We start from the raw sequence: 26,248 nt of genomic DNA on the forward strand, positions 1-26,248 counted from the left end.
CCCGCTCATGACCGATGACGCCCTCTTCTCCCTACCCGCCCCACCCACGTCCCCGGTGCCCGGCAGCCCCTCGAAGGCCGCACCCGCCTCTCCGTCGCGGCCCGCACCCGCTCCGCCCCCGCGGTCCACGCAGACCGCCCGACCGCCGTCCAACCACGACCGGCCTTCCCCCGTGGTACGCCTGCTCGCGCTCGCCGACAGCTTCACCCAGCACAACGATCAGCTCGCCCGGCTCCAGCCGGCCTACGGCGCCACTTGGGGTCACACCTCGGCGCAAGTCCTGGTGAGCGCATGTCTGGAGGCCGTACAGGCCATCGTCGACCAGCCGATGTACGCGGGTGTGACCTTGACCGAGGCCACGGTCCGGATCAAGCAACTGGCCGTTCTCACCGGACAGGCGGTCCGACATCTCGCCCAGGCCAAGGCACAGCTTGGCGCCCCGGCCTCGCCCCCGGACCAGCCAACCAGGAGCGGAGAAGTCGCACACCAGATACAGCTCGCACGAGAACTGACGGCTCTGGCTCCCGCCATGGCCCTGGAGTCCGCGAGCGCCGTAGCTTCCGAGATCCACCGCCGACGGCCCGCGACGACTACCAGGAACGATGCGCTGACCCCCGCCGAGCAAACTGCGCTTCACGCCACCGCCCGAGGGCACGTCGTGATCGGCCGGCGCGAGGGGCGCGAGTTCGTTCACAGCCGCGGCAGCTCCGTACGCATCGACACCCTGCGCGCGCTGGAACACGCCGGGCTCATCGCAATCGAGCCCGGGTCCGCGCCACCGGCCTTCGGCGGAGGCCCCCCGCACGACCGGGTCCGCCTCACCCTCAGCGGAGCAACGGCCGTGACGGCCTTCCTCGGACGTGGCCCCCGCACCCCAGAACCGTCAGTCCCCCGCGCTCTCGGTGCCCATACCGCCGCACCGCCGGCACGGACCCGCTGACGTCAGCCGACGCCTCCACACCACCACCGCCAACCAGCGCACCCTTCACCGCCTCGGTTCACCGGCATCACCGCCGCGCCCACCCCGTCGCGGTCTCCCCCGCATCCGCTGACACCACTCCCCCATCCCCCCTCGCGCCGTGATCGCCTCCGGCGCCCGCACCAACCCCTGGATCCCCTCTCTTGGAAAACCCCCGCTACCGCATCCTTTCTTTGGGCGCCGGAGTGCAATCGTCATGCCTGCTCGCACTTTCCGCCGAAGGAATACTCCCGCGCATCGACTACGCGGTCTTCGCCGACACCGGCTGGGAACCCCAGGCCGTTTATGACCACCTCGACCGACTGGAACGCGAGGTAGCCAAACCGGCCGGCATACCCGTACTTCGAGTTTCTTCCGGGAACATTAGAGACGACGCCCTGAATCCGGAACACAGATTCGCCTCTATGCCGCTCTACATTCTCAACCGAGACGGCCGCCCGGGAATGACCAGGCGCCAATGCACGGGCGAATACAAAATTAAGCCTATCAAACGACAGGTCCGTGAACTTCTGGGATTTCCCTATCCCCAGCGGGTACCCAAGGGGCTTTACGTCGAGCAGTGGGTCGGGATATCCACGGACGAGTTCCATCGGGCCAAGGATTCCGACGTGAAGTACATGCGCAACCGACATCCGCTGATCAATGATCTCGACTGGTCGCGCGCCGACTGCATACGCTACCTCTCCAGCGTCGGCCTGGCAGATACGCCCAAGTCGAGCTGCCTTGGGTGCCCGTTCCACGGAAACGCGCAGTGGAGAATCCTGAGGGACACTTCCCCGACGGAATGGGATGACGTTGTCGCCTTCGACGCAGCCATCCGGAAGGGAAACGCGAGGGCCAACGCGTCGGGTAATCCACTGCTCGGCGAGGCCTTTCTGCACCGCTCCCGCGTCCCGCTCGGTGTGGCTCCCATCGACCACGTCACCCGTTCGGAACGCGACGCCGCCGAACTCGACGAGCTGGAAATCGGTGTGGTCAACGGGTGCTCGCCCTGGGCCTGCCGGGGCGACGAGCCGGAGCAGGACGACTTCGGGCTTGCCTCGTGATGGACAGGCTCGTGGTGGACCTCTTCGCCGGCCCCGGGGGCTGGAGCCACGCCCTGCACGTCCTCGGCGTGCGCGACGTCGGTCTGGAGTGGGACGAGTGGGCGTGCAAAACCCGTGCCCGTGCAGGCCAGTTGACGATCCGTACCGATGTGGCGATGTACCCGGTGTGGCCGCTGGTCGGCCGCACCCGCGGGTTCATAGCGAGCCCGCCCTGCCAGGCGTGGAGCATGGCCGGCAAGCGGCTCGGCCTGGTCGACCAGCCGCTCGTCCACCAGGCCGTCGCCGACCTCGCCGCCGGGCGGGACACCCGGGCGAAGCTGCTGACCGCCTGCAAAGACCCCCGGAGCCTGCTGGCTGCAGAGCCGATGCGCTACCTCCACGCCCTGCACTCGGTCGGCGAGCCTAAGTGGATCGCCATGGAGGAGGTGCCGGACGTCCTGCCGCTGTGGCGGCAGTACGCCGTGATCCTGCGGGGCTGGGGCTTCTCCGTCTGGACCGGGACCCTCAACGCCGCCGACTACGGCGTGCCGCAGACGAGGAAGCGGGCGATCCTGCTCGCCTCCCGTACCCGTACCGCCGAGCCTCCGCCGCCGACCCACGCCCAGGCCGCCGAACCGGAGAGCCTGTTCGGGCCGGGCCGCGAGCGGTGGGTGTCCATGGCCGAGGCCCTCGGCTGGGGCGCCACCGACCGGCCCACCCCGACCGTCTGCGCCGGCGGCGGACCGGGTGGCGGGCCCGAACCGTTCCCCTCCGGGGCCCGCAAGACCCTCGCCGACGCCCGCGACCGCGGAACCTGGAAGCCGCCCGCCCCCGGGCAGCGCACCAGCCGCAGGGCACGTCCCGGCCGACTGCGCCCGCCGGACGCCGATGCCCCCGTCTGCACCTGTGGGAAGCACCGCTGGTCCTGGTCGCTGCGCAGCAGTAACCAGGCCAACGCCACCGTCCGGGGTGCGAATGAGCCCGCGGGGACGCTGTTCTTCGGACACCGCGCGAACGAATGCGTGTGGGTCGCCCAACCGCACTCCTTCGAAGCCGACCAGGAGAGTCCGGCGCCGGAGTCGATCCGGATCACCGCCACCGAAGCGGGCGTCCTGCAGACCTTCCCCGCGGACTACCCCTGGGCCGGCAACAAGGGGCAGGCCTTCTCCCAGATCGGCAACGCCGTCCCACCCCTGCTGGCCGCCCATCTGCTGGCCCCACACCTCGGCAAGACCCTCACCCGCTCCGACTTCACCCTGGCCGCCTGATGCCCAACCCCGCCTCCCAGCAAGAAGATCTGGCCCTGGACGACATACCTGCGGACCCGCCCGTCCGGTTCGCCGAACAGGCCCTCCTCGGCGCGATCATCCTCGAGCCCCTTCGGATCAAGACTCTCGGCCCGCTCAGCCCCGAGCACTTCAGCGTCGCGATGCACGGCGCCCTCTTCGCGGCAATGAGCGCGCTCACCCCGCCAGCCCCGGAGGTCCACGCCCGGGAACCGGTATGGATCACCGCCCTCCTCGACCGCGCCCGGCCCCATGCCCGCGGACTGACAGCCTCCTACCTCCACACCCTGACCGACGCCTGCCCCAACCCCAGCCACGCACCCGCCTACGCGCAGATGATCGTGGCCAACAGGGCCCGCCTCACCATCCGGGCCGCCGCGGAGCGTCTCGTCCAGGCAGCCAGCGACCCGACGCTGCCGAACCCGGCCGCGCACGTCCTGGACCGTGCCGACGCGGTCGCCGCCGTCCTCGACGGCCTCGCGGGGCTCTTCCCCTCACACCCTGGCTCTCTCCCCCGCACTGTGCTGCCGCCCCCACCGACCCGGGGCACCGGAACCGAGACCGATACCGCCGGCGAGGAACAGCTACTGCTGTCGACGGCGGCCGCGCGCCCCGTCTACCTGCCCGAGATGGGGTGGCTGCGGCCCGAGGACTTCGCCGTCCCCCTTCACGGGGTCCTGTACCGGTGCATGACCTCCCTCGCCTACCGGGGCGATCCGATCGACGCGGTAACGGTGCTCTGGGAAGCCCAGCACCACGGCCTCCTCGCCTCCGGGACGACCGCCACGGAGGTGCTGGACATGCTCGCCGCCCCGGCCGGCTCGCCGGAGCACTGGGGCGAGCAGATCCTGCAGCGCTCCCTCCTCCACCACGCCCACACCACCGGCCTGCACATCCACGCCTTCACCGACGACCCCGCAAACACCCCGCACCAGCTGATCACCGGCAGCCGCCGCGCACTCGCCGACCTCGGCACCGTCCGGGCCCGCTGGCAGCATGCCACCCGCCCGCCGACAGCCGGACCCCCGCGCGCCAAGCCCGCCCCTGCAGCGCGCGCCGGGCCGGCCACCCCACGCGTCACCCCGCCCGCGGTACCCACCCGGGCCTCCCGATAGCCCGCCCCCGAGCGAGCCCGGCCGGCAGCACACCGGCCGGGCCCCAGAATCGAGCCCCATGCCCCAGCCCGGCCTCGGCGAAGCCCACATCGTCGTCGCCCGCCACCCTGACCACAGCAGCGCCGTGACCGCCACCCTCGCCGGCCCCGAGACCAGCCGGAACGCCGCGCGCACCGCGCTGTCCAACCGCGGCTTCCGCTGGATCGACCTCAAAACCCTCGTCCTGGTCCGCGTCGACCACGAAGAGCCCTACTACGCTGACCAGGCCGCACGCACTCTGCGCGACGTGGGTGCGACCGTGGAGATCACCCCGTCACTCCAGGAAGAGATCGACACCGAGTGGACCTACGTTAACTACCCGATGACGTACCTGGACCGGGACGAGATCCGGGCGGTCAGCGCCGAAGCCCAGAGGATCCACGACGACATCGCCTCCGGACGCCTCACCATCCACCTCTTCTTGGGGCAGTTCAGATCTGTCTCATGAGGTGTCACTCGGGCTGATGAACTTGCTCCTGGAGAACTGCTTCCTGAATCTCCCCACCCGATGCTCAGGGCGGACCAAGCCTGCTCGGGTGATCTCCCCACCCACCTGTCGCGCGCCGGGGTGCTGACTACCGCTTGACACGTTCTCGTACGGCGAGAACGGCGAGGGCCAGGAGGATGGGCTCGATGATCCTCGACAGCATCTCGATGTAGATCCCAGCGTGGGTGAGGTTTTGACCGGAGGTCCGGAAGACCACAGCGTTGACGGACACCCGGACAGCCCGGTCGGCACGCTGGAGGGTCCATCGGTCGCCGGCGAGGGAGAGATCGGGCCTATTCGTGTTCAGGCTGATGGTGTCGCCTGTGATGGTTCCGGTGGCACTGGGCAGCGGAACGGTCGTGGGCAGGCCCCACAACATTAGAGTCAGAACCGTGCCGGACATAGTCAGCCCTAGCCAGTACAGAGCGCGCGAGGCGCGCAGGCCGTAGCCGGAGAGAAGCCAGTAGGCCCGGATCAGGCCTCGCTCCACCGTCGTCGTTCCGGTCCGGTCGCGGCGCCGCATTTCCATCTCGCCGTAGTAGAAGTCAGCCGCGCCGGGCTCGTTCTTGCTGTCCTCAAGCGCCTTACGTAGCTGCCGGTAGGTCGCGGCAACACCCGCCGGTTGTGGAACGTGGTCGCTCGGCGAGCCGGGGCTCCAACCACGAGGCGGTCCGGGATCACTGGCCGTCTGGTCGGCGCGCCAGTGGTGTTCTTCGGCGAGGGTCCGACGGCGGGTCCATCGGAAGGGCGGGCGGATGTGGTGACCGGTCGGAACGGGTGCGAAGGTGCAGTCGCCTTCCAGGCGGAGTTGGTCGAGGTGGAAGGCTCCCGAGAAGCGGCACGCGCTCAGGTCGGTGTCGGTCAGGACCAGGTGGGCGGCATCCACCCCGCGTACGGATGTCACGCGAACCCCACGGTCGGCGCCGGCCAGCAGATCCTCGTGTATCGCGAGGCCCCCGGGGTTGGTGAAGGCAGTGGGGTGGGCACTGACGGCGACGGGTGAGGAAAGCACGGCGTCAGCGAGATCAACGGTCGCATAGCGCAGGCGCAGGGCTGCCGTCGACATCCACCAAGTCCTGCGACAGTTAACTTGGGGGGCTGCGATCTCAACGGTCACTGGGACCTTGAAGACCGCACCTTCGAGATCTACGCGCCCCGTGCACAACAGAGGCCCCAGGTCAGACAGTACGGCAAACGTCGCCTCGCCAAATTCAGCGTCGCCGTTGCATTTAGCGTCACCGAACTGGGCGTCGCTGTGGAACGTCGCCCTGCCGAACCTGGCGTCGCTGTGGAACGTAGCTCTGCCGAACCGAGCGTCGCCGTTGAACGTCACCTTGTCGAATACGGCCTTGTGGGCGAACGTCGCACCGCCGAACCAAGCGTCGCCGTTGAACGTCACGCTGGGGAATCGTGCGTCGCCGTTGAACGTCGCGGAGAAAGCGGCGCCGCCGTTGAACGTCGCACTGCCGAACCAAGCGTCGCCGTTGAATCTCGCCCGCATGAACCCAACCTTGCCGGCGAACGTCGCCTCGCCGAACCCAGCGGTACCGGTGAACGCCACGTCATTGAACTGGGCTTCGCCGCCGAACCTCGCCTCCTGAAAGAAGGCGATATCAGCGAATCTCGCCCCGCTAAACCGGGAATCGCCGTTGAATCGGGCGTCGCCGTTGAACATCGTGCCGCGAAATCGGGCAGCGCCGGTGAATTTGGCCCCGGTGAATCGAGTTTCGCCGGTGAACGTGGCCCCGTCGAACGAGGCTTCGCCGCCGAATCTTGCCCCGCCGAAGTCGGCCTTGCCGGTGAACCTCGCCCCGTCGAATTGGGCACAGCCGATCCTGACGGGTCCGGTGGCAGGGTGGCGGAGGGCCTGCAAGAGGGCGTCGAGGAGGATTTTGGTGACGGGGGTTCCCCGGTGGTCAATGTCAGCGCCGGGGACCAGGCTGGCGAGGAAGGACTCACGTTCCCGGGCGCCGATGTGCGCCAGGCAGGCGGTCCGGCCAGGCACAAGGATTCCGCGGCAGCCGACTGGGTCGGTCGCGGGGGCGGCGTCGTGCCCGCAGTGCTCCCAGGGAGGAGGCGCATGCGAGGCCGGGGCTGTGCTCACGGACCACACGGGATCGACTGCGCCATGCCTCTCATCCTGGGTCGATCGACCCGGTCCTGGGCGGTTGCCCACGCGGCCCGGGCTTCGGGGTTCACCCATCTGGCAGCCTCAGGGCCCGGGACGACTGGGCGGCAAGCCTTCACGCGCATTCGTCACTCTTCTCATCACCCTCGTCAGGGTGAACCCCATCACCGCCTCACGGTCGGCAGGCCACGTCTCGTGCGACATGCGAACCGCGAAGAACACCTGCATGCCCACGACGGATGGACCACCGTCGCCGTCGGCACCTACCGGGACGGCAAGAGCGTCTACTTCCACGGCGAGGACTACCTCCGCCAGGAGGTCACGGACTACGAATCCGAAGCGGAGGCCGTGGCGGACTTCCAGAGGCAGCACTCCGTCGCCGTGCGCCCCGGACCGGCACCCCTCACCGACAGCGAGCGCGCCGCCGCCGAAGTCCTCACCACGCCTCTCTCTACGGGCCCTGCCCCCACCCCGGCGCAGAGCGTCGCACTCAGCCAGCCGGCGCCGGAAATGGTGCCCGGGTACGCCACCGACCCCGGCGACCACGAAGCCCTCCTGGTTGACTTCTTCTCCAGGCACGAGGAATGGGAGAAGTGGCGGCCTCACGACGAGACCACCGTCGCCAGCCACGAATCCCTGACCCTACGCGTCGAGTTCCTCCACGAAGCGCTGCACGGCGACGACGCCTGGACGATCGCCGCCTACGAGTCCCCCGTAGGCGAGCGCCTCTGGCACGCCACCGCCACCCCCACCACCCCCGTCGAGATCATGCGCGTCCTGCTCGACAGCCTCAGCACCGAAGACAGCTGTGGGCAGGGCAACCACACCCCGGTCAAGGAAGAAGACCTCGCCGAAGCATCCCGCCCCCTGGACGGCGCCGGCTGGCCCCTGAAGGTCGGAGCCCGATTGATCGACTGGACCGCCCCCACCCCCGACAGCGCGGCAGGCCTGCGCTTCGACACCCTCGTCAAGCAGGGAAGCGTCCTTCTGGCCTGGACCGTCTGGGGTGGCAACACAGCCGACAGCCCTACCTGGGCCATCCGCCTCTCCCCGCACGCACGCACGGCGCTCATCCAGGACATCACCTTCGAGCTCGCACACGGCCACGGTCATCGACAGGCCCGGAGTGTCGCAACCGCCCCACGCCTGCAGACACAGGCCTCCGTGGCCAGTCCCCCGGTATCGGCGCCCCGGACCGCACCCAGACACTGAACTCACCGCCAGGCGACCTACCAAGCCGGAGGAGCAGCCCGTCATATCCGCAGTGTGCCGGGCAGCACCGGCATCTGGCACCCAGGTTGACCGCCCCGGGAACAGGGACAGTTGGCACCGCCCCTCGCGTACACTCGGCTGACCTGAATGAAATCGGGCCTACGCGCCAGAGAACATGCAGGTCGCGAAGTATCGGCCCCGCGCACGCGGGGATGGCTCTGTGGCTGTGGACGAACGGCATCAAGCCCGCGTATCGGCCCCGCGCACGCGGGGATGGCTCTGCTGAGACCTGGGCGTCTATCGGTGTATCGGCATCGGCCCCGCGCACGCGGGGATGGCTCCGTCTTCAGGCGGGGCTCATCGCTGAGGATGTTATCGGCCCACGCACGCGGGGATGGCTCCTGCGCGGGAACCGAGTAGCCCAGCCAGTAGTTTTCGGCCCCGCACACGCGGGGATGGCTCCCCGTTCATGCCGCGGTAGGAGTTCGTCGAGATATCGGCCCCGCACTGCGGGGGTGGCTCCGGCACGAACACCCTGCTGACCGGTGACGCCAGCTCGGCCCCGTGAGGGGATGGCTCGTTCGTGATGTTGCTGGGCGGCACGATCCACCAGTCGGCCCCGCCGTGCGGGGACCGCTCCTACGGTGGCGACATGGCGAAGGCGCTTGTTCCATCGGCCCCGTGCCTGGGGATGGCTCCTGGGAGTATCCAGACGACTACGGCCACTTCGATTCGGCCCCGCCGCTGCGGGGATGCCTGCTGATGAGCCCTTGCGGCAGTCCCAAGGGCTATGCAGGCCCCGCCTGGCGGGGATGGCTCGGGCAAGCGCGACCCCCTCGCCGACTGCCTGAACTCAGCCCCGAGGACGGGGATTGCCGGTGCCGGTGGTGTCAGTGCAGGGCCGTACTCTCGCGGAATGCTGACCATCTGCACCCAACTCGGCATGAGTGCCGAGGAGATCGACCGACTCAGTGCCGTGTGGGGTAAGTCCGCAGGCAAGGGCGGCGGCACCATGAACCTGCTGGTCTCCCACATGCTCGACACCGCCGCCGTCGCCGAGCACATATGGGACCACTACCTGGCCCCCGCCACACAGGCGATGATCGACAGGGCGTCCGGGGGTCAGGGGCGTCGGTTCTTCGCCTGGCTGTGCGGAATCCACGACTGCGGCAAGGCCACCCCCTCCTTCCAACGGAAGAGCACCGTGGAGGCCGCAGCCCTGCCGGCGGTCGGACTCACCTGGCGGGCAGGGATGGTGACCGCAGACACCTCCCGCGAGTGGCTCCACGACAAGGCCGGTGGCTTCCTCCTGCGCCAGGTCCTCAAGCGGTCCGGCCGATGGGACCGTCGCCAGGTCGACTGGGTGTGCCCCATGGTCTCCGGACACCACGGCACCCTGCGCGGCGCGACCATGCAGGACGTCGCGCATGCCCGCGGTGACGCCCACGGCAAGACCCCCCAGTGGGCAGCGGTCCAGGGCCACATCGTCGAGGTGTTCACGCGCGCCCTGGGCTACGACTCCCTCGCCGACGTCCAGCCGGTCGCGGTGCCGACGCGCGCCGAACAGCTCGCGCTCCTCGGGTTCGTGATCATGGCCGACTGGATCGCTTCCGACGCGGCCCACTTCCCGGGCATCCCCGAACTGGCCCGGGTCAGCCTTTCCCGCGCCCGCCGTCGCGCCTCCAACGCCTGGAAGGAGCGACGCCTCGGTGGCGGCCTGCGCCACCTGCAGCCCACCACCGGCACGGACTTGATCAAGCTCCGGTTCGGGCACGACGCCCGCGCTTCCCAGACCCTCGCCGTGGACGTCGTCCGCGCGATGACCGCTCCGGGCCTCGTCATCATCGAAGCACCCATGGGCGAGGGGAAGACGAAGACGGCGCTCGCCGCCGCCGAGGTCATGGCAGAGAAGTTCGGTCTGTCCGGGGTGTTCGTCGGCATGCCCACGCAGGCCACGTCCGACCCGATGTTCACCACCGTCCGGGCCTGGGCCGCCGAGGCCGAGCCCGGCATCGAGGACGGTGCCGTCCTCCTCCACGGTAAAAGGGCCTTCAACCCCGAGTGGAAGGCCATGATCACGGAGGACTGGTCGACCGCCGACGCCCGCTTCCGAACCGTCCAGGAAGACGACGACTGCGGCTGCGAGCGACAGGGCCCGGCCGACTGGTACCTCGGACCCAAGCGCGGACTCCTCGCGCACCTCACCGTCGGCACCATCGACCAACTCCTGTACGCCGCCACCCGCACCCGGCACGTCATGCTCCGTAGCGCCGGCCTCGCCGGGAAGGTCATCATCCTCGACGAGGTCCACGCCTGCGACGTCTACATGAGCCAGTTCCTCCACGAGGCGCTTTTCTGGCTCGGCCAGGCCAAGGTGCCCGTGCTGCTGCTCTCCGCGACGCTGCCGCCCGCCCAGAGGGCCGCACTGTCCAACGCCTACATGGCCGGCGCCACCAGCAGCCCCGACCACACCACCGAGCTGCCCGCGCCGGGGGGCTACCCCAACGTCACCGCCGTCTGGCCCGGCATGCCAGCAGCTGTCACCGACCACGCCCCGACCTGGCGCCCGGACCTCAAGGTCACCGTCCGCCTCCTCCCCGAACCCACCCCGGGCGGCGGCCGTACGGACACCGACCTCGAACAGCCTGTCGTCGACCTCCTGCGCCGCGAACTCGCCGAGGCCGGCGTAGCCCTCGTCATCCGCAACACCGTCCGCCGCGCCCAGCGCACCTACCGCGAGCTCGCCGCCGCCTTCCCAGACGAGCGGGTCATCCTCCACGGCCAGCTCACCACCAGCGCCCGCGCCGACCGAACAGAACGCCTCCTCGATCAGCTCGGCCCCAGCGCAACGCCCCGGCCCGAGCGGCTCATCCTCGTCGCCACCCAGGTCGCCGAGCAGTCATTCGACATCGACGCGGACCTGATCGTCACCGACCTCGCCCCCATCGACCTCCTCCTCCAGCGCATCGGCCGTGTCCACCGCCACACCGGTACCGCCCGGCCCGCGCACCTGCGGCAGCCCACCGTGTTCGTCACCGGACTCCGCCCGACCGCCGACGGCACCGCACCCCGACTCGAACGAGGCGCCGAGTACATCTACGGCCGCCACCTCCTGCTGCGCACCTCAGCGGTCGTCATGGACGCCACGGCCGGCGCGGTCTGGTCCATCCCCTCGCAGGTCCCCGAGTTGGTCGCCGCCGTCTACGGCGAGGACCCGATCGTCCCGGCCCCCTGGACGGCCGTCGCGGACCAGGCCCGCACCGACTGGGAGCAGGACCAGGCCGCCCGGCGCACAGCCGCATCCGCGTTCCTCCTGACTCGCACCGGCGAGCACACATCCTCCAACCTCGACGGCCTCCACTACGCAGGCACCGAAGCCGCCACGGACGACCAGCTCGCCGCGACCGTCCGCGACGGTGGCATGTCGGTCGAGGCGGTCATCGTCGTACGCGACCACGCCGGCTACCGCACGCTCGACGGCCAACGCCTCGCCGACAACGGAACCCCGACCCCGGCCCTCCTCGAAACCCTCGCCGGCGACATGCTCCGCCTCCCGCAACGCCTCACCCCGGATGCCATCGACAACCTCGCCCCACTGCCCGGCTGGACCTCGCACGCCTGGCTCCGCCGCACCCGGGCCCTCGTCCTCGACCCCGACCTCACCACGGTCCTCGGCGATCACCTCGTGACCTACGACGCCGAAACCGGGCTCAGCTACACTCGCACCACCTGAACGCCACCCGGTCTGCCGAGCAATCGACGGATCACGAAGCGTCGGCCCCACGTCGCAGGGGATGGCTCACCGTCCATGCTGATCTGGGACCAGAGGATCCCGTCGGCCCCAAAGGGGGATGGCTCCTGCATGGTGCCCACCGAAGGATTTGACGCCCCGTCGACCCCGCTCCTGCGGGGATGACTCGCACTGCAACGCGTTCTTGATCCTGGACTACGCGTCGCCCCCGCTTGCGGGGATGCCTCGATCGACGGCGCACCGATGTCGTAGCCGATGGTGCGGTCCCCGTGTCCGGGGGTAGCTCGATGGACGTCGTGCCGATCAATGCGGGCGCGTCGTCGGCCCCGGGAGCATGGAGCCTCCGGGGATGCCTCGAACGGCCTGGGTCCGGTGATGGTGGACTGCGGTTCGGCCCTGCCTGTAGGGGATGACTCACACGGCTTCGGCCCCGTGATCGTCGAGTGCGGTTCGGCCCCGTGGCGGGGTTCTCTCGATCGTGGCGTGGCAGAACGCCGTGGTGGTTCGGCTTGGCCCCGCATGCGCGGGGATGGCTCCACGGAAGGTAGCGCGAACCGTCCCGAGCTGATGTTGGCCCTGCTCAGCGGGGATTGTCAGACCCGTCCGGTACACATGCCGGGCGGGTCTTTCTGTTTCTGTGGGTGACGCTCCCAGCACGGGTTGCTATCTACCTTCCGTGTTGTCTAGCGTTGCGGTCGAAATATCTGACGAACCTTCAAACTGGTTTGGGAGAGGCGGCTTTGTTGTGGCCGAGTCATGCCTGATTGACGACATCGGGTGGATCCCGGTCGAGAGCGCCGGAGGTGTCCGAGAGGTACCGCTGCGCCAAGCGCTACTCGATGCACACGACTTCGGTGACCTCGTAGGCGAACTGCCCACGATGGCGCCCGTGCTGCTCCGGCAGGTACTCGTGCCGGTCGTCATGGACGCGCTCGGCCCCGTGGACGCGGGCATGTGGGCGGACATGCTCGACGCCGGCCGGTTCACCGAGGACCAGGTCACCGTGATCAACCACTACCTCGACGAGCACGCCGACCGGTTCCGGATCTTCGACGCGACCCACCCATTCGGACAGGCCTCCGGTCTCGCGCACCCCAAGGGCGTCAAGCCGGTAACCGAGCTCATGCCGCACGTCGCCAGCGGCAACAACACTCCGCTGCGCGACAGCCGCAGCGCGGTGGATCCGATGCCGCTGCCCCTGGGCGCCGCCGTCCGGTGGATGCTGCACGCCCAGTGCTGGGATACAGGCGCGATCAAGACCGCCGCAGAAGGGGACCCAGCGGTCAAGGCCGGGAAGACGACCGGCAACCAGGCGGGGCCGCTGGGTCGGCTGGGCGTCGTCACCCTCACCGGCCGGACCCTGTTCGAGACGATCATCCTGAACACGCCTCAGCAGGAGGCCCGGACGACAGGCGACCGACCGCACTGGGCACGCGACCCCCAGAGCCCGGCCTGGTCGGTCCGCGCCCCAATCGGCTTGCTGGACCTGTTCACGTGGCAGGGACGGCGCATGCGGCTCATCCCCGAACCGGGCCCGGAGGGCACGCGGGTGAAGTGGGTGGTGATCGCTGCTGGAGACCGTCTGGACGGCGGGACACCGGAGTGGGAGCCCCACACCTGCTGGTCGATCAAGGACGACAAGGCCAAGGGCAGCACACGCTACCCACGCCGGTTCTTCCCCGGCCGGACCGGATGGCGGGGCCTGGAAGCGCTTCTGGCGATCGACCGGGACGGCCGCGGCTACGAGACCTCGCGGCTCCTCGTTCAGGTCGCCACCGCAGCGCTGGACGGCGACCTCGACCCCGACTACCCCCTCCGCGCCAGGACATGCGGGATGGTCTACGACACCAAGTACGCGATCGTCTACGACGTCCTCGCCGACGCCGTCCCGCTGCCGGTCGCCGCACTGCGCGCCGACTACGCCGTCCGCGGCTCCGTGATGCAGGCCTGCGCGCAGGCCGAGGCGCTGGCCCGCGCAGTCGACGAGCTCGCCGCGAACCTGGCCCGCTCCATCGGAGGCGACCCGGTACCGGCCGACAGGGGGCAGCAGCCCGGCACCAAGCTCCTGCACGTCCTCGATCCCCTGGTGCTCCGCTTCCTCACTGGCTGCCAGCGCAACCCCTCCGACGAAGAACTCGACCGCGCACACCATGCGTTCGAGGAGATCGCCGAGCGGGCCGCACGGGCCGCAGCCGACGAGCTCCTGCACCGGCTGCCCGGCCAGGCGTTTACCGGCCGGACCAAAGAAGAGCAGCGCGGCAGCAAGACGGTCAGTCGCACGTATCAGCAGGCCAGCGCCGAACGGTTCTTCTACGCCTCCGTACGCCGGACCCTGCCCCACCTGTACCCGCACACCCCGACCGGTCAGGAGTCCGCAGCATGACCACCACCCAGGAAAACGCCGGCGCACCGGCCGCGACCGGGCCCCGCTGGTTCTGGACCCAGTTCGAGCCCGGAGCCCCCAAGGCCGGGAAGATCCCCGACGGCAGCGACCTGGCCGCGCTCCGCCTCGGCCTGACGATCGGGGCCGGTGAAGCGCCTGGCATGTGGCGGTTCTACCGCACCCGCCTCGACGACGACCTTGCCGCCCGCGGCCTGATCTCCGACCGGCTGATCGCCGAACACATGGCGCTCGCCCTGTTCGGCGCGCACCAGCAGGGCCAGGGCCGTCTCATGCACGCCCCTGGCGTCCGGCTCGGGAAGGCCGCCCGAGCGCTGCACGAGTCGTTCAGCAAGGACGGCGTTGACGGGCGGATGTCAGCGGCAGCGCAAGCCCGAAGCCTGAACGCGGTCTTCTTCAACGTGCGGGGCCTGGTCAGCCAACTCGCCTCGATCGGCCAGCCCCTGGACTACACCCGACTGCTGCGCGATCTGCAGTCCTGGACATTCCCCGACTCCCGGGCCCGCGCGGTCCGCATCTGGGGCTCCGACTACTACGCGTGGGCCGGCAACAGCCAGGCCGACGCCACCGCGTAGCCCCGCGGTAGACCCGCGATCCACTGCAACGACCAGCACAGACGAGGACATCAGCATGACCACGACCCCGACCCGCCACCGGTTCATCGACATCCACATCCTGCAGACCGTCCCCCCGGCCAACTTGAACCGCGACGACGCCGGAGCGCCCAAGGAAGCCACCTACGGCGGCGTGCGCCGGCCGCGTGCCTCCTCGCAGGCCTGGAAGCGCGCGACCCGCATCGCCTTCGCCTCGCTCGGCATCCCCGAGGACAAGCTGGGCACCCGCACCAAGCAGCTCGCCGACCACCTCGCCCAGCGCATCGCAGCCCGCACCGGCCTCGACATCGAACCCGCCGCGCGGCTCGCCGCAGCAGTGATCGCACCCCTCGGGATCAAGACCAGCACCAAGAAGGACGACGAGACCGCCTACCTCCTGTTCTATGGCAACGAGCAGATCGAAAACCTCGTCAACCTGGTCGCCGGCCAGGCCGACGACCTCGCCGCGGCCGACGACAAGAAGCTCGCCGAAGCGTTCGACAGCACTGACATCCGCAAGGCCCTCATGACCGGGCACCCCCTTGATGTCGCCCTCTTCGGCCGGATGGTCGCCAAGATCCCGGACATCAACGTCGACGCCGCCTGCCAGGTCGCACACGCCATCGCCACCCACGGCGCCGAACTCGAATGGGACTACTACACCGCCGTGGACGACCGGCACGGCCGGGACAACAAGGGCGCCGGAATGATCGGCCGGATCGGCTTCAACTCCGCCACCTTCTACCGGTACGCCTCCGTCGCCCTCCACCAGCTCGACACCAACCTCTCCGACCCCGACGCCGCCATCGCCGCCGTCTCCTCGTTCGTGTCCGCGTTCACCCGCTCCATGCCCACCGGCTACGGCAACAGCTTCGGCCACCGCACCATGCCCCAGCTCCTCGCCATCTCCGTCCGCGACGACCAGCCCATCAACCTCGTCACCGCCTTCGAGAAGCCCGTCACCGCCTACGGAGCCACCGGCTACGCCGCCCCCTCCGCGACCGCCCTCGCCGCCGAGCAGACCACCATCACCCGCCAGTGGGGCGCCCCCGCCCTGTGGACCGGCGCAACCCACGCCTTCACCGACACCACCGCCAAGGCCCTCGACGACGCCTTCGGCCAGGCCCTCACCTTCCCCGACCTCCTCGACAACCTCACCGCGGAGCTGACCCGGTGACCGACACCGCCACCCTGCTGCTGCGCCTGGCCGCGCCGCTGCAGGCATGGGGCGACCACCGGGCCGTCATCGACACCCGGCACACCAGCCCCATTCCGACGAAGTCCGGCGTGGTCGGACTCCTCGCCGCAGCCCTCGGGCACAAGCGCGAGCAGCCCCTCGGACCGCTGGCCAGCCTGACCATGGGCGTCCGCATCGACATCCCCGGCACGCTCCTGCGCGACTACCACACCGCCAGCGACTACCGCGGCGTGCCGCTGCTCTCCGCGAACCTCAACGCCAAGGGCGAGCAGAAGCGCACCGGGCCGGCCCGGCACACGATGACCAGCGAACGCTTCTACCTCCAGGACGCGGCGTTCCTCGTCGGCATCAGCGGCCCCGCCCCGGTCGTCGAGACCGTTTCCGGTGGCGCGAGGACCCCCGCCTGCCTCCTCGGCCTCGGCCGTAGAGACTGCCCGCCGACCTTTCCCCTCGTCCTCGGCCTCAGCGAGCAGCCCCTTGCCGAAGCGCTCGCTGCGCAGGAATGGATCGCATCCCCGCACGCCCGCAGCGTGTGGCAGCGCCAGCACCGCGGGGCCTGCCCGGCCACGATCGAACTGCCAGCGGTGCTGGACGATCCGACCGGCGACACCGTCCTGCACGATCAGCCGGTTACGTTCGACCTGAACCAGCAGCGGCACACCACCCGCCGCGTCAGCAACCACCTGATCACCGTCGGCACCGGCTTCACCCCCGACCCCGACACGACCGCACCCGGCGAGCACGACCCCCTCGCGCTCCTCGGATGGTGACCACCATGAGCTACCTCTCCCGCATCCCACTCGCCCCCCTCCGCGAAGGCTCCCGCAAGCTCCTCGGCAACCCCGAGGCCATGCACGCCGCCGTCCTCGGCGCCGTCGCCTACCACCCCGACCCCGGCCGTACCCTGTGGCGCGTCGACACCGACAACCCCCACCGACCCCACCTGTGGGCCGTCACTCAGACCGAACCCGACTGGACGGCCCTCGTGGAACAGGCCGGCTGGGCCGTCGACAACCAACACGCCAAGCCCGTCGTCGCCCCGTACAAGCCGCTCCTGGCCCAGCTCGACACCGGGCAGACCTACGGCTTCCGCCTCAGCGCCTCCCCGGTCCAGAACACAGACACCCCCGACAAGCTCACCGCCCCACAGGCCGCACGGCGCACGGCAGACGAAGCAGCCGGACGCCGAACCCGCCCGCACCGCCTTGGCCACCGCACGGCCCGCCACCAGCTCGACTGGCTCACCGAGCGCGTCAACAAGTACGGGTTCGAACTCTGCGAAGTGCCGGCCAGCGCCGACCCCGCGCCCGGCATCCTGCCCCTGTTCGACAACCCGGACCTCACCCCGGCGCCCGTCCTCGACGTGACGGTCACCGGCCGCGACCGACGGGTCTTCAACAAGACCGAACCCAACGGCACCCGGAACCAAGTCACCATCACGATGGCCACGTACGCCGGCACCCTCCGCGTCACCGACCCCGTCGCCCTCGCCCGCGCCCTCATCACCGGCATCGGCCCCGGTAAGGCGTACGGCTGCGGACTGCTCACCCTCGCCCAGCCCGGAACAAAGTAGCAGCGCCACAAGCGCACCCACACGAACGGCCCCTACGCAGAACATCGTGGGGGCCGTGGCCATCCACCGCCCTAGCCGCACCATCGGGAAGGGGTCGAGTACCCTCGACCACAGATGAGGCCCGAAGCGGTTGAGATGGACGACCAGGGCCCGCGGCTCATGATCTGGCCTCGGACTCCAGGCCCCGTACCGGGGATCGCTCCTACGCTCGCGTGGAGTACGGCGTCACCAACCCGTTGGCCACGCCCTGGGTCGGTAGTACTTCGGCTCCGCTCGCGGAGATCACTCCGGGTAGTTTCCCGTCGGGTTGACCGAGTTCGGCTCGGCCTCGCCTGCGGGGAACACTCTCCGATCTGGCAAGCCAGGTCCTCGCGTCCATCGTCGGCCCCATGAACAGGGATGACTCCCACTGCACGCCCCACTGACTGGGCTTGCCCGGATCGCCCCCGTCGCCCGGGGATGACTCATAGGAGTAGTCTGCGCCCCGCGGGACGTGGATGTCGGCCCTGCTGTGCAGGGATCACTCGTAGCTGTAGTCCGCTCGCCGCGGTACCTACAGGTCGTCCTCGCACATGCGAGGTTGCCTCTCACCACGACGGCAATGGAACCTTCGAGGCGATCTCGGCCCCGGCCACCGGGGATCACTCGTTGCACTTGTCCTCGCCGCTCCTGGTAGTACGGGGTGCCTTAGGCTCAGATCAAGTTGGGCCCCGCCCACGGGGCTGCCTCCAGGCCAGAGGCGCTCCACCCTCGTGGTCATCACCTCGGCGCCGCTCCTGCAGCGATGCCTCGCCCCAGTCGAGCGCTGCGCACTCCAGAGTGCTTTCGGCCCCCACTTGGGGGATGCCTCGATCGAGTCGACCAGATCCGGGTCTCACGGCCTTTCGGCTCCACCTTGCGGAGATGGCTCCGACGCCCCGCTGGTGAACGTCGGTCTGACATGCTCGGCCCCTGAACAGGGGATGACTCGTTGGTACGCCGACGCAGCCCCATTTAGGTGATCTCGGCCCCGGCCACGCAGGGGATCCCTCGATCGGCCCTGTCGTCACGAGGCGGACGGCCCACGGCAGCATGTGCGCGGCGCCGGGCGTTGGCCCGGGGCCGCGCTCGCCGTCGAGGGCGTCGCTGCCCGAGTATTGGTTGCATAGGTCGTTGGACAGTAGCCAGATCTGGCTGATGTCACGGTCGGCGTGGTCTGTGGCCCGGAGAATGTCGGCTCTTGCCCAGCTGCGCGTACCGCCTCTTTGATCTCGGCGGCCACCGACGGCTCCTTCACCATGACCCCATAGGACATCGGCGTGCCGGTCACGTCGACGGCCTCCCGAAGTTCGTCCATCACCACGTCTGCCGGGGCACGGGCCCGTCCCAAGAGCGTGCGTAGAACAGCAGGGCAAGCGCCCACTTCCATGTCCCTGCGGGGGCGGCCCAAGACGGCGAGGATCGTTGCCGCCTCGCGTACCGCAGACACCCATGAAGACGGAGACGAGGACGGCAGGAGCAGGCCAACGGCCAGTTTCAGCGAACTCGTCGGCGGGAAATGGGGCACGGGCGGGCCTTTCATCACGACGGGCGTGAGCCGCAGTCAGTCAGCCGCGTTCGTGCGAGCGGGCAGGATCCGCCGTGTTGAGCCGCCGAAAATCGCAGTGATCACTTCGTCATGTCCCCTACCCTGCCGGACACCACCAGCCCCGCAGGATGAGGACTCCCCGATGACGAGAACCCCCGCTGTACGCCCGGAGATCATCGACTTCTACACCCGCTCCGACGAAGCCGCACGACTGCACGCGACTGCCACGGGCACCCTGGAACTCGCACGCACCCGCGAGTTACTCCGCCGCCACCTCCCACCCGCTCCGGCCGCGTACTCGATGTCGGTGGCGGCCCTGGAACCCACGCCCGCTGGCTTGCCGAAGACGGCTACACCGTGCACGTCGTGGACCCCGTACCCAAGCACGTCACCCAGGCCGGCGCCCTTGATGGCGTGACAGCCGAGCTGGGCGACGCCCGCGCCCTCACCGCCGCAGCCGATTCGTACGACGTGGTGCTGCTCCTCGGTCCGCTGTACCACCTCCACGACAAGGCCGACCGGTTCTCCGCGCTGGCCGAAGCTGCCCGTGTAGCACGGCCGGGAGGTGTCGTCGCTGCAGCTGCGATCTCCCGTTACTCCCCCCTGCTCGACTACATCGCCACTACCGGCATCACCGAGCCCGCCATCCAGGACGGAGTACGCGACACCCTCGACCAGGGCCGCTACGCCGGACAGCGCGGCTTCACCGTCGCCTACTTCCAGACCTCAGACGAGCTCCGCGAGGAGATCACCGAAGCGGGACTCGCCGACCCCACCCTGTATGGCGTCGAGGGACCCGGCTGGGTGGCGGTCAAGGCCATCGAGAAGTACACCGCCACCAACCTCTTGGACACGGCGATGTACGACGCTGCCCTCGCCGCAGCTCGGCTCGCGGAACCGCACGCTGCGCTCACCGATGCCTCTGCCCACATCCTTGCCATCACCCGGCCCTGAACTCCCATGTCAGCACGACCAAACAGGAGGCGCCCGCGGATGGATCCTGTGCATCCGCCGGCAGGCGGCCGAGCCTGTGTTCCTCCAATGGGCCCGACCGCCTGGGCGATGCAAGCCGCAGACGTCGGGAAGGCAAGCTCTTCCGCTCCCGGATGAACACAGTGCGGCCAGGGCCTCCCACGTGTACTGGTGTACCAGACCGGCTCGCGAGGAGCACCGGCCACGGTGGCGGCAGAAGCCCGCGCCAGCGAAAGGGGGTTCGCATGTCGTTGATCCAACTGTTCGCCGGGCTGCTCACCGTGCTGGCGGGCATCGTGGGATGGCAGATGTACCGCTACCCGGGCGGATGGAAGTTCGCATTTTCCGAGGTTCACCACGAAGACCGTCAGGACTTGTACGCCGCCCGCAGTGCCCTGCGCTCTCTGAAGGTGAAGGCCGGCACTGATCTCGCCGCCGCCCGCGCCCGCCTGGCCTGGGCCGAGCAGACTCACCGTCAGCGCGTCGACCGCGCGCACCGCGAGCTGAACGCGTTGCTTACCCCCGACCGAGGCGAGCAACTCGCCGCGCTGGGGCCGCTCTCCCTGTACGAGTACGAACTGCACATCGGAACGGAGCAACTGCCCCTCGCGGGAATCGCCGCGCACTGCGAGCCCGCCCGGCCGGGCAAGAAGGCATACCTATATGTCACTCACCCTGACGGCCAATCCGAGCTCCACCCGGTGGATACCGACGACCCCGAGGAGGCTGTCCGACAGTTCAGCGTCCGCCTCCAAAATGCCATCGCCGCTGGCAGCAAACTCCGCAAGCAACGCTCCCGCGCGATCGAGAAGGCAGAGGAAGCTCTGGAGACAGTACGAGCAGACACGGCCGCAGTGGATTCCGCCCGCCAGGAAGTGGACACCATAGCCACCAAACATGGCGAAGACACCCGCGTGGAGACAGCCCAAGCTGACCTGGAAGCCGCCCGCGACCGGTGAGAGAAGAGGACGGGACGCCGCCCCCGCTGATCCAAAGACCTCAGCCCAGGTGACCAGCCCCCGCAGTGCGGCGCGGAACATAGCACCGTAACCCCGGTCAGCCAAACCGGGGATTGGCGGGATCATTAGAGATCCACCGCCACCCCTGCCCCAGCCATCGGAAGGCACTACTACGCCGCACCGCGCAACTTCCCCCTCACCATCAAGCAGCCGACGGCCCAGCCCCGCCTGGCTATGCCACCGCGTAGCTCTGGCGGAAGTACTCGACCGCGCGCTCCAAATCGCGCTCGGACTGAAGCGTGAGTTCCAGGTCGCCGGTGCCGTGGTGGCCCAGCCCCGTCACATCGCGAGCGAAGCCGGGCACGAGGTCGACCGTCGCCGGGTCAGCCTTCAGGTAGACCAACAGCTTGGCCTTCTTCGGCGGGACCAGGCACGCATAGTTCTGCATACGCCGGTAGGCGGTGTAGGTCTGGTTCGAGACCTTCGTGAGGTCCTCGCCGAGCCCGAGCAGCACCTCGTCGACGGCTGCGGCCAGCTCCGCCATGGCCCCGGCCTCCGTCGCGGTCCGCTGCACCTTCGCCGTGTCCCGGCTCCGGCTGCCAGCCTTCGGCGCCGCGGCACGGCCGGCGAAAGAAGCCACCGTCTCGAGGCCGACGTGCTCGCTGCCGAAGTACCGGTAGCGGACCAGGTCGATGGCGTGCCGGTGCTCGCGGACGGCGTGGATGTCGTAGCGGGTGAAGTCGCCGGCCACGCATATCAGCCTCGGTGCGCTCCAGAGCACCTGGGCCGCGGCGTGAGCCCCGAGCCGGTCGCGGACCAGGTGCCGGAACGTGTCCCGGTGGTCGAGCAGCCAAGCCATGTAGAAGAGGCCCTGGTTGATCACGCCCGCGTCAGTGCCCCGCTTGTACTCGACGATCACCGGGCCACCGTTCTCGTCGATGCCCAGCGAGTCGATCCGGCCGCCGTGGACCGGTCCGGTGCTGTACTCGCTCGCCAGGAACCGGACTCCGAGCATGGTCTGCATGTGCGCCTCGACGAGGTCCTGCACATCGGCCTCGACCTCAGCCAGACGCGGCGCGACCTCGGTCGCGCCGCTCTTCGTGTTGAACAACTTCAGGCCCGACACCTCCCCCTCCGCATTGACCTACCAGCAACGCGCAGTCAGCCAGATCTATTTCCGGCAGGCGGGATGTCCCGGAGCCCACTCCCGATCATCACCGTAAGCGGCCAACCCGAAGGCTGTGCCCGGGGCCGAGTCGGACTTCACCGAGTGCAGCAGGCGCAAAAGAGCCGGCTTCCGCACCAGGGTCTCACCCTGGTGTGGAAGCCGGCTCTTTCATGTTGGCGCCCTATCAGAAGGACCTCGCGATCCCCCGTTGGGTGCAGCCGCTGGCTGAGGTGTACCGCTCGCCCGCAGCCCTCCAACTCCACCTCACGCTCAGTGCGATTCCGGCCCGCGTATCGTCCAGCCTGTGTCGATCGCCGGGGCCAGGCCCGAGCCGCCCTGCTGGGGAGTGGCTGGGGAGTTCCGAGGCCGTTCGGGGAGTTCTTGGGGAGTTCCAGCCACGTAAAGCGGAAAGCCCCTGAAAGACCCAGAAAGAAGCCGCACCGCAGGTCAGCGGCACACGAGAGGGCGAAAGCCCAGCTCAGGGCCCTAGACTCGGGGACTTCATGACGTAGGTACCGAGGTCGTCGGCCTCGACGATCCCCGGGAGCGAGCCGCCCTCACGCAGAGGCGTGACGTAACGGGTCGCGATCACTTCGGACAGCATCCGCCCAGGTTACGGGGGTCAGTGCGCGGGAGCCCACTGCGTAAGGAGGGCTTCGGCCGTGGTGACGGTCGCGACGAGCGCCAGGCAGTTGCGGATCACCTCGGCGGTGTACGCGGCGGGCACCCCCGCGATGGCGTCGGACGGCACCACCACCCGGTAGCCGAGGTTGACGGCGTCGAAGACGGTGTTCGGGATCGCAATGTTCGAGGAGACCCCCGCGACGACGAGGGTGCGGATGCCGAGGTTGCGCAGGAGGGCGTCCACGTCGGTGCCGGCGATCGGCGAGAGCCCGTGCAGCCGGCGGACCACCAGGTCGTTCTCGGCCACCTCGATCGGGGCCGCCACCTCCACCGCCCGGCTCCCCGACAGCTGCCGGACGGGCAGCTTCCCGGCGGCCCGGAACAGCCGCGCATTGGCGTTGGCCGCCAGCCCGTCCGGCCGCCGCTCGGCGATCGCGTGCAGCACCTGTACGCCGGCCCCGTGCGCGGCGTCGACCAGCGCGGCCACCCGCCCCAGCATCCCGGAGTCCCGGGCCTCCTTCGCCAGCTCGGGCAGGGCGCTCTCCTCGCCGACGACGCCGTTCTGGCACTCGACGGTGAGCAGCGCGGTGGTGGCGGGATCGAGTTCCGGCATGGCTCCCCCTGGCGTGACGACCATCGATCCCGCATGATTCCTGACAGTCAGTCAGATGTGAAGGGGTGCGGGACGGATGGACGGATCACAGCGGCGGGGCCGCCGCATCATGATGACCGACGCGGAGGTGGACGCCTTCCTGCGCGAGCAGCGCACCTGCCGGGTGGCGACCGTCTCCCCGGACGGCCGCCCGCACGTGGGCGCCCTGTGGTTCGCGTGGGACGGCAGCTCCCTGTGGCTGTACTCGATCACGCGCAGCCGCCGCTGGTCCGACCTGCGCAAGGACCCGCGGATCTCCGTGGTCGTGGACGCGGGCGAGACGTACGACGAACTGCACGGGGTCGAACTCTCCGGCAGCGCCGTCTTCGTGGGCGAGGCCCCGCGTACGGGCGAGCCCTGCCCGGAGCTGGCCGAGGCTGAACGGCTGTTTCCGGCCAAGAACTTCGGCATCGAGGAGATGCCGCACGACGGCCGCCACGCGTGGATCCGCCTCACCCCGGAGTCGATCGTCTCCTGGGACTTCCGCAAGCTCTGATGCCCCTCGGCGCCCCGATGCCCTAGAGCACCGCGGCGCCGGCCTGCCGCAGGGCCTCGACGGCGGCCCGGATCGAGGGCCGCCGGTCGGCGTCCGCCCGCCAGACGACGTACACGTGGCGGCGGACGGCGTCGCTCACGGGCAGCAGCCGGACCCCGGGCGGCACCGGGCCGCGCCCGAGCCGGGGCGCCACGCACACCCCGAGCCCGGCCTCCACGAAGGCCAGCTGGGTGTGGTGCTCCTCGGCGATGTGCGCGATGCGCGGCTCGATGCCGGTGCCGCGCAGGGTGTACACGAGCCACTCGTGGCAGAACTGGCCCTCGTTCCAGGAGATCCAGTCGTCGTCGGCGAACTCGGAGAGGGAGATCCGGTCGCGGTCGGCCAGCCGGTGCCCGGCCGGCACGGCGATGTCGCAGGAGTCGTCGAGCAAGTGCGCCCGGGTGAGCTCGGCGGGCACCGGCATCCGCTTGTTGTGCCAGTCGATGGCCAGCGCCAGGTCGAGGTCGCCGCGTACGACGGCCGCCATGCTGTCCTCGGGCTCCTGCTCCCGCACCAGGGGCCGCAGTTCGGGGTGCCCGGCGCGCAGGGCGGTCAGCGCCTGGGGCAGCAGCCCGCGCATGGCGGTCGGGAAGGCGCCGATCCGCAGCTCGCCGACGGCGCAGCCCCGCCGGGCCTCCACATCGGCCTGGGCGAGCTCCACCTGGGAGATGATCCGGGCCGCGTGATCGGCGAGCAGTCGGCCCGCGTCCGTGAGCCGCACCCCGCGGCCGTTCTTGGCCAGCAGCGGCTGGCCGACCTCCCGCTCCAGCTTGGCCATCTGCTGGGAGACGGCGGAGGTGGTGACGTGGAGCCCGTCGGCCGCGCCGCTGACCGAGCCGTGGCGGGCGAGGGCGTCGAGGGTACGCAGGCGCTCCAGGTTCAACATGTAAGCGATGCTACGCCGTCACTGCGAAGAAGTCTCGCTTGTCCTACGCAGTCGAGCGGAGCAGAGTACTCCGCATGAGCGCACCCGCCACCCCTCGCCCCACTCTCTCCCCGCCGGTCGCCCCCACCCGGGCCAGGCGGGTGGACTGGCGGCTCCGCTTCGCGGTCCTCTCGGTGGTCTGGGGCTTCAGCTTCCTGCTGATCAAGGTGGGCACGGAGGCGTACGCGCCGTTCCAGGTCGCGCTCGGCCGGGTGCTGTTCGGGGCACTGGCGCTGCTGGCCGTGCTCGTGGTCCGCCGCGAGCCGCTCCCCCGTGGCCGCCGCACCTGGGCGCACCTGGCCGTGGCGGCGCTCCTGCTCAACACCGCACCGTTCTCGCTCTTCTCGTACTCCGAGCTGAGCATCCCGTCGAGCCTGGCCGGGATCTGCAACGCCACCTCGCCGCTGTGGGGCATGGCACTGTCGATGGTGGCCCTGTCCGAGGACCGCCCGACGCGCCGCCGCTTCGCCGGCCTGGGCCTGGGCTTCCTCGGCGTCCTGACGGTCCTCGGCGCCTGGCAGGGCTTCTCGGGCATCGACGCCAAGGGCACCGCGCTCGCCCTGCTCGCCTCGCTCTGCTACCCCATCGGCTGGATCTACGTCCGGCGCACGCTGGCCTCGGTCCCGGGCTCGCCGGTGGCGCTGACCGGCGCCCAGCTGATGCTCTCCACGCTCCAACTGCTGGTGGTCAGCGCCGCGTTCACCCCGGCCCCCGCCTCGTTCCCGCTCTGGCCGACCCTGTCGGTGATCGCGCTGGGCGCCCTGGGCACGGGGATGGCCCTGCAGATGCAGTACGGCCTGGTGGCGGAGGTCGGCCCGACCACGGCCCAGATGGTCACGTACTTCATCCCGGTCATCGCCACCACGGCGGGCGTCCTGCTCCTCGGCGAACAGCTCCACTGGAACACCCCGGTGGGCGCGGCGATCGTCCTGGCCGGAGCAGCCCTGACCCAGACCCGCCGCCGCTGAGCGGTCTCGGGGAAGTGGGGTGCGTTTCCGCGTCGTGCGGTGCGGTGGATCGCACGGCGGAGCGGCGCCCCCGTACCGGGCGTACTCGGGT

At 69.8% G+C, this 26,248-nt stretch carries 20 protein-coding genes and 1 pseudogene; 16 read left to right on the forward strand and 5 right to left on the reverse strand.

The features are described from left to right. Window positions 1–7: 7 nt before the first annotated feature. From AB0M76_RS18775 to AB0M76_RS18795, 5 genes are all read left to right on the forward strand, one after another. Window positions 8–940, forward strand: coding sequence for a hypothetical protein (locus tag AB0M76_RS18775; RefSeq protein ID WP_365953883.1), 933 nt, complete (start codon window positions 8–10; stop codon window positions 938–940). 239 nt (window positions 941–1,179) lie between these two features. Further along, complete coding sequence (locus AB0M76_RS18780; RefSeq protein WP_365953931.1) at window positions 1,180–2,025, forward strand: hypothetical protein; 846 nt, start codon at window positions 1,180–1,182, stop codon at window positions 2,023–2,025. Continuing rightward, window positions 2,025–3,272 (forward strand): DNA cytosine methyltransferase, encoded by a 1,248-nt coding sequence (locus AB0M76_RS18785; RefSeq protein ID WP_365953932.1) that lies wholly within the window; start codon window positions 2,025–2,027, stop codon window positions 3,270–3,272. Before AB0M76_RS18780 ends, AB0M76_RS18785 begins: the two co-directional genes overlap by 1 nt. Next, window positions 3,272–4,405 carry a DnaB-like helicase N-terminal domain-containing protein gene (locus AB0M76_RS18790; protein WP_365953884.1) on the forward strand — a complete coding sequence of 378 codons (1,134 nt, stop codon included), beginning with the start codon at window positions 3,272–3,274 and terminating at the stop codon, window positions 4,403–4,405. The genes AB0M76_RS18785 and AB0M76_RS18790 overlap by 1 nt, the downstream gene beginning before the upstream one ends. A gap of 58 nt (window positions 4,406–4,463) precedes the next feature. Beyond that, a complete protein-coding gene (locus AB0M76_RS18795) occupies window positions 4,464–4,892 on the forward strand; it encodes a hypothetical protein (protein ID WP_365953886.1) in 429 nt (142 codons plus the stop codon). A 127-nt stretch (window positions 4,893–5,019) separates the two neighbouring features. Here AB0M76_RS18795 and AB0M76_RS18800 read toward each other — a convergent pair whose 3' ends face one another. Continuing rightward, window positions 5,020–6,936: a pentapeptide repeat-containing protein gene (locus AB0M76_RS18800; RefSeq protein ID WP_365953887.1), complete on the reverse strand. Its 1,917-nt coding sequence runs from the start codon at window positions 6,934–6,936 to the stop codon at window positions 5,020–5,022. Window positions 6,937–7,254: 318 nt separating this feature from the next. On the opposite strand from AB0M76_RS18800, the gene AB0M76_RS18805 reads away from it, so the two are divergent. The 9 genes and pseudogenes from AB0M76_RS18805 (at window position 7,255) to AB0M76_RS18845 (ending at window position 21,285) form a co-directional block, all read left to right on the forward strand. Then, window positions 7,255–8,271 (forward strand): DUF317 domain-containing protein, encoded by a 1,017-nt coding sequence (locus tag AB0M76_RS18805; RefSeq protein WP_365953888.1) that lies wholly within the window; start codon window positions 7,255–7,257, stop codon window positions 8,269–8,271. Between the two features lie 916 nt (window positions 8,272–9,187). Continuing rightward, the gene (gene cas3, locus AB0M76_RS18810; protein WP_365953889.1) at window positions 9,188–12,004 is read left to right on the forward strand and encodes a CRISPR-associated helicase Cas3'; all 2,817 of its coding nucleotides are present in this window, start codon (window positions 9,188–9,190) and stop codon (window positions 12,002–12,004) included. A 763-nt stretch (window positions 12,005–12,767) separates the two neighbouring features. After that, entirely contained in the window at window positions 12,768–14,405 is a 1,638-nt protein-coding gene (gene casA, locus AB0M76_RS18815; RefSeq protein ID WP_365953890.1) for a type I-E CRISPR-associated protein Cse1/CasA, read from the forward strand. Beyond that, a complete protein-coding gene (gene casB, locus AB0M76_RS18820) occupies window positions 14,402–14,998 on the forward strand; it encodes a type I-E CRISPR-associated protein Cse2/CasB (protein ID WP_365953891.1) in 597 nt (198 codons plus the stop codon). Before casA ends, casB begins: the two co-directional genes overlap by 4 nt. A gap of 55 nt (window positions 14,999–15,053) precedes the next feature. Next, window positions 15,054–16,193 (forward strand): type I-E CRISPR-associated protein Cas7/Cse4/CasC, encoded by a 1,140-nt coding sequence (cas7e, locus tag AB0M76_RS18825; RefSeq protein ID WP_365953892.1) that lies wholly within the window; start codon window positions 15,054–15,056, stop codon window positions 16,191–16,193. Beyond that, window positions 16,190–16,984, forward strand: coding sequence for a type I-E CRISPR-associated protein Cas5/CasD (gene cas5e / locus AB0M76_RS18830; protein ID WP_365953893.1), 795 nt, complete (start codon window positions 16,190–16,192; stop codon window positions 16,982–16,984). Before cas7e ends, cas5e begins: the two co-directional genes overlap by 4 nt. 5 nt (window positions 16,985–16,989) lie before the next feature. Further along, window positions 16,990–17,787, forward strand: a complete 798-nt coding sequence (gene cas6e, locus AB0M76_RS18835; protein ID WP_365953894.1) for a type I-E CRISPR-associated protein Cas6/Cse3/CasE — start codon at window positions 16,990–16,992, stop codon at window positions 17,785–17,787. 1,903 nt (window positions 17,788–19,690) lie between these two features. After that, window positions 19,691–20,308 (forward strand): annotated as a pseudogene (locus tag AB0M76_RS18840) (class I SAM-dependent methyltransferase); the annotation flags it as partial. 263 nt (window positions 20,309–20,571) lie between these two features. Further along, a complete protein-coding gene (locus AB0M76_RS18845) occupies window positions 20,572–21,285 on the forward strand; it encodes a hypothetical protein (RefSeq protein ID WP_365953895.1) in 714 nt (237 codons plus the stop codon). A 232-nt stretch (window positions 21,286–21,517) separates the two neighbouring features. On the opposite strand, the gene AB0M76_RS18850 is transcribed toward AB0M76_RS18845, so the two are convergent. The 3 genes from AB0M76_RS18850 to AB0M76_RS18860 all read right to left on the reverse strand — a co-directional run bounded on the left by AB0M76_RS18850 (window position 21,518) and on the right by AB0M76_RS18860 (window position 23,690). Next, window positions 21,518–22,411 (reverse strand): DUF5655 domain-containing protein, encoded by an 894-nt coding sequence (locus AB0M76_RS18850; protein WP_365953896.1) that lies wholly within the window; start codon window positions 22,409–22,411, stop codon window positions 21,518–21,520. Window positions 22,412–22,931: 520 nt separating this feature from the next. Then, window positions 22,932–23,057 carry a hypothetical protein gene (locus tag AB0M76_RS18855; protein WP_365953936.1) on the reverse strand — a complete coding sequence of 42 codons (126 nt, stop codon included), beginning with the start codon at window positions 23,055–23,057 and terminating at the stop codon, window positions 22,932–22,934. 18 nt (window positions 23,058–23,075) lie between these two features. Further along, the gene (locus AB0M76_RS18860) at window positions 23,076–23,690 is read right to left on the reverse strand and encodes a cysteine hydrolase (protein WP_365953897.1); all 615 of its coding nucleotides are present in this window, start codon (window positions 23,688–23,690) and stop codon (window positions 23,076–23,078) included. 76 nt (window positions 23,691–23,766) lie between these two features. Between AB0M76_RS18860 and AB0M76_RS18865 the strand changes: the two genes are divergently transcribed. Further along, window positions 23,767–24,225: a pyridoxamine 5'-phosphate oxidase family protein gene (locus tag AB0M76_RS18865; protein ID WP_328622050.1), complete on the forward strand. Its 459-nt coding sequence runs from the start codon at window positions 23,767–23,769 to the stop codon at window positions 24,223–24,225. A gap of 22 nt (window positions 24,226–24,247) precedes the next feature. Here the strand turns inward: AB0M76_RS18865 and AB0M76_RS18870 are convergent, their stop codons facing one another. Then, complete coding sequence (locus AB0M76_RS18870) at window positions 24,248–25,150, reverse strand: LysR substrate-binding domain-containing protein (protein ID WP_365953898.1); 903 nt, start codon at window positions 25,148–25,150, stop codon at window positions 24,248–24,250. A 74-nt stretch (window positions 25,151–25,224) separates the two neighbouring features. On the opposite strand from AB0M76_RS18870, the gene AB0M76_RS18875 reads away from it, so the two are divergent. Continuing rightward, entirely contained in the window at window positions 25,225–26,157 is a 933-nt protein-coding gene (locus AB0M76_RS18875) for a DMT family transporter (RefSeq protein WP_365953899.1), read from the forward strand. The last annotated feature ends 91 nt before the right edge of the window (window positions 26,158–26,248 follow it).

Origin of the sequence: Streptomyces sp. NPDC051364, from assembly GCF_040682115.1 — a bacterium.
GTDB lineage: Bacteria > Actinomycetota > Actinomycetes > Streptomycetales > Streptomycetaceae > Streptomyces.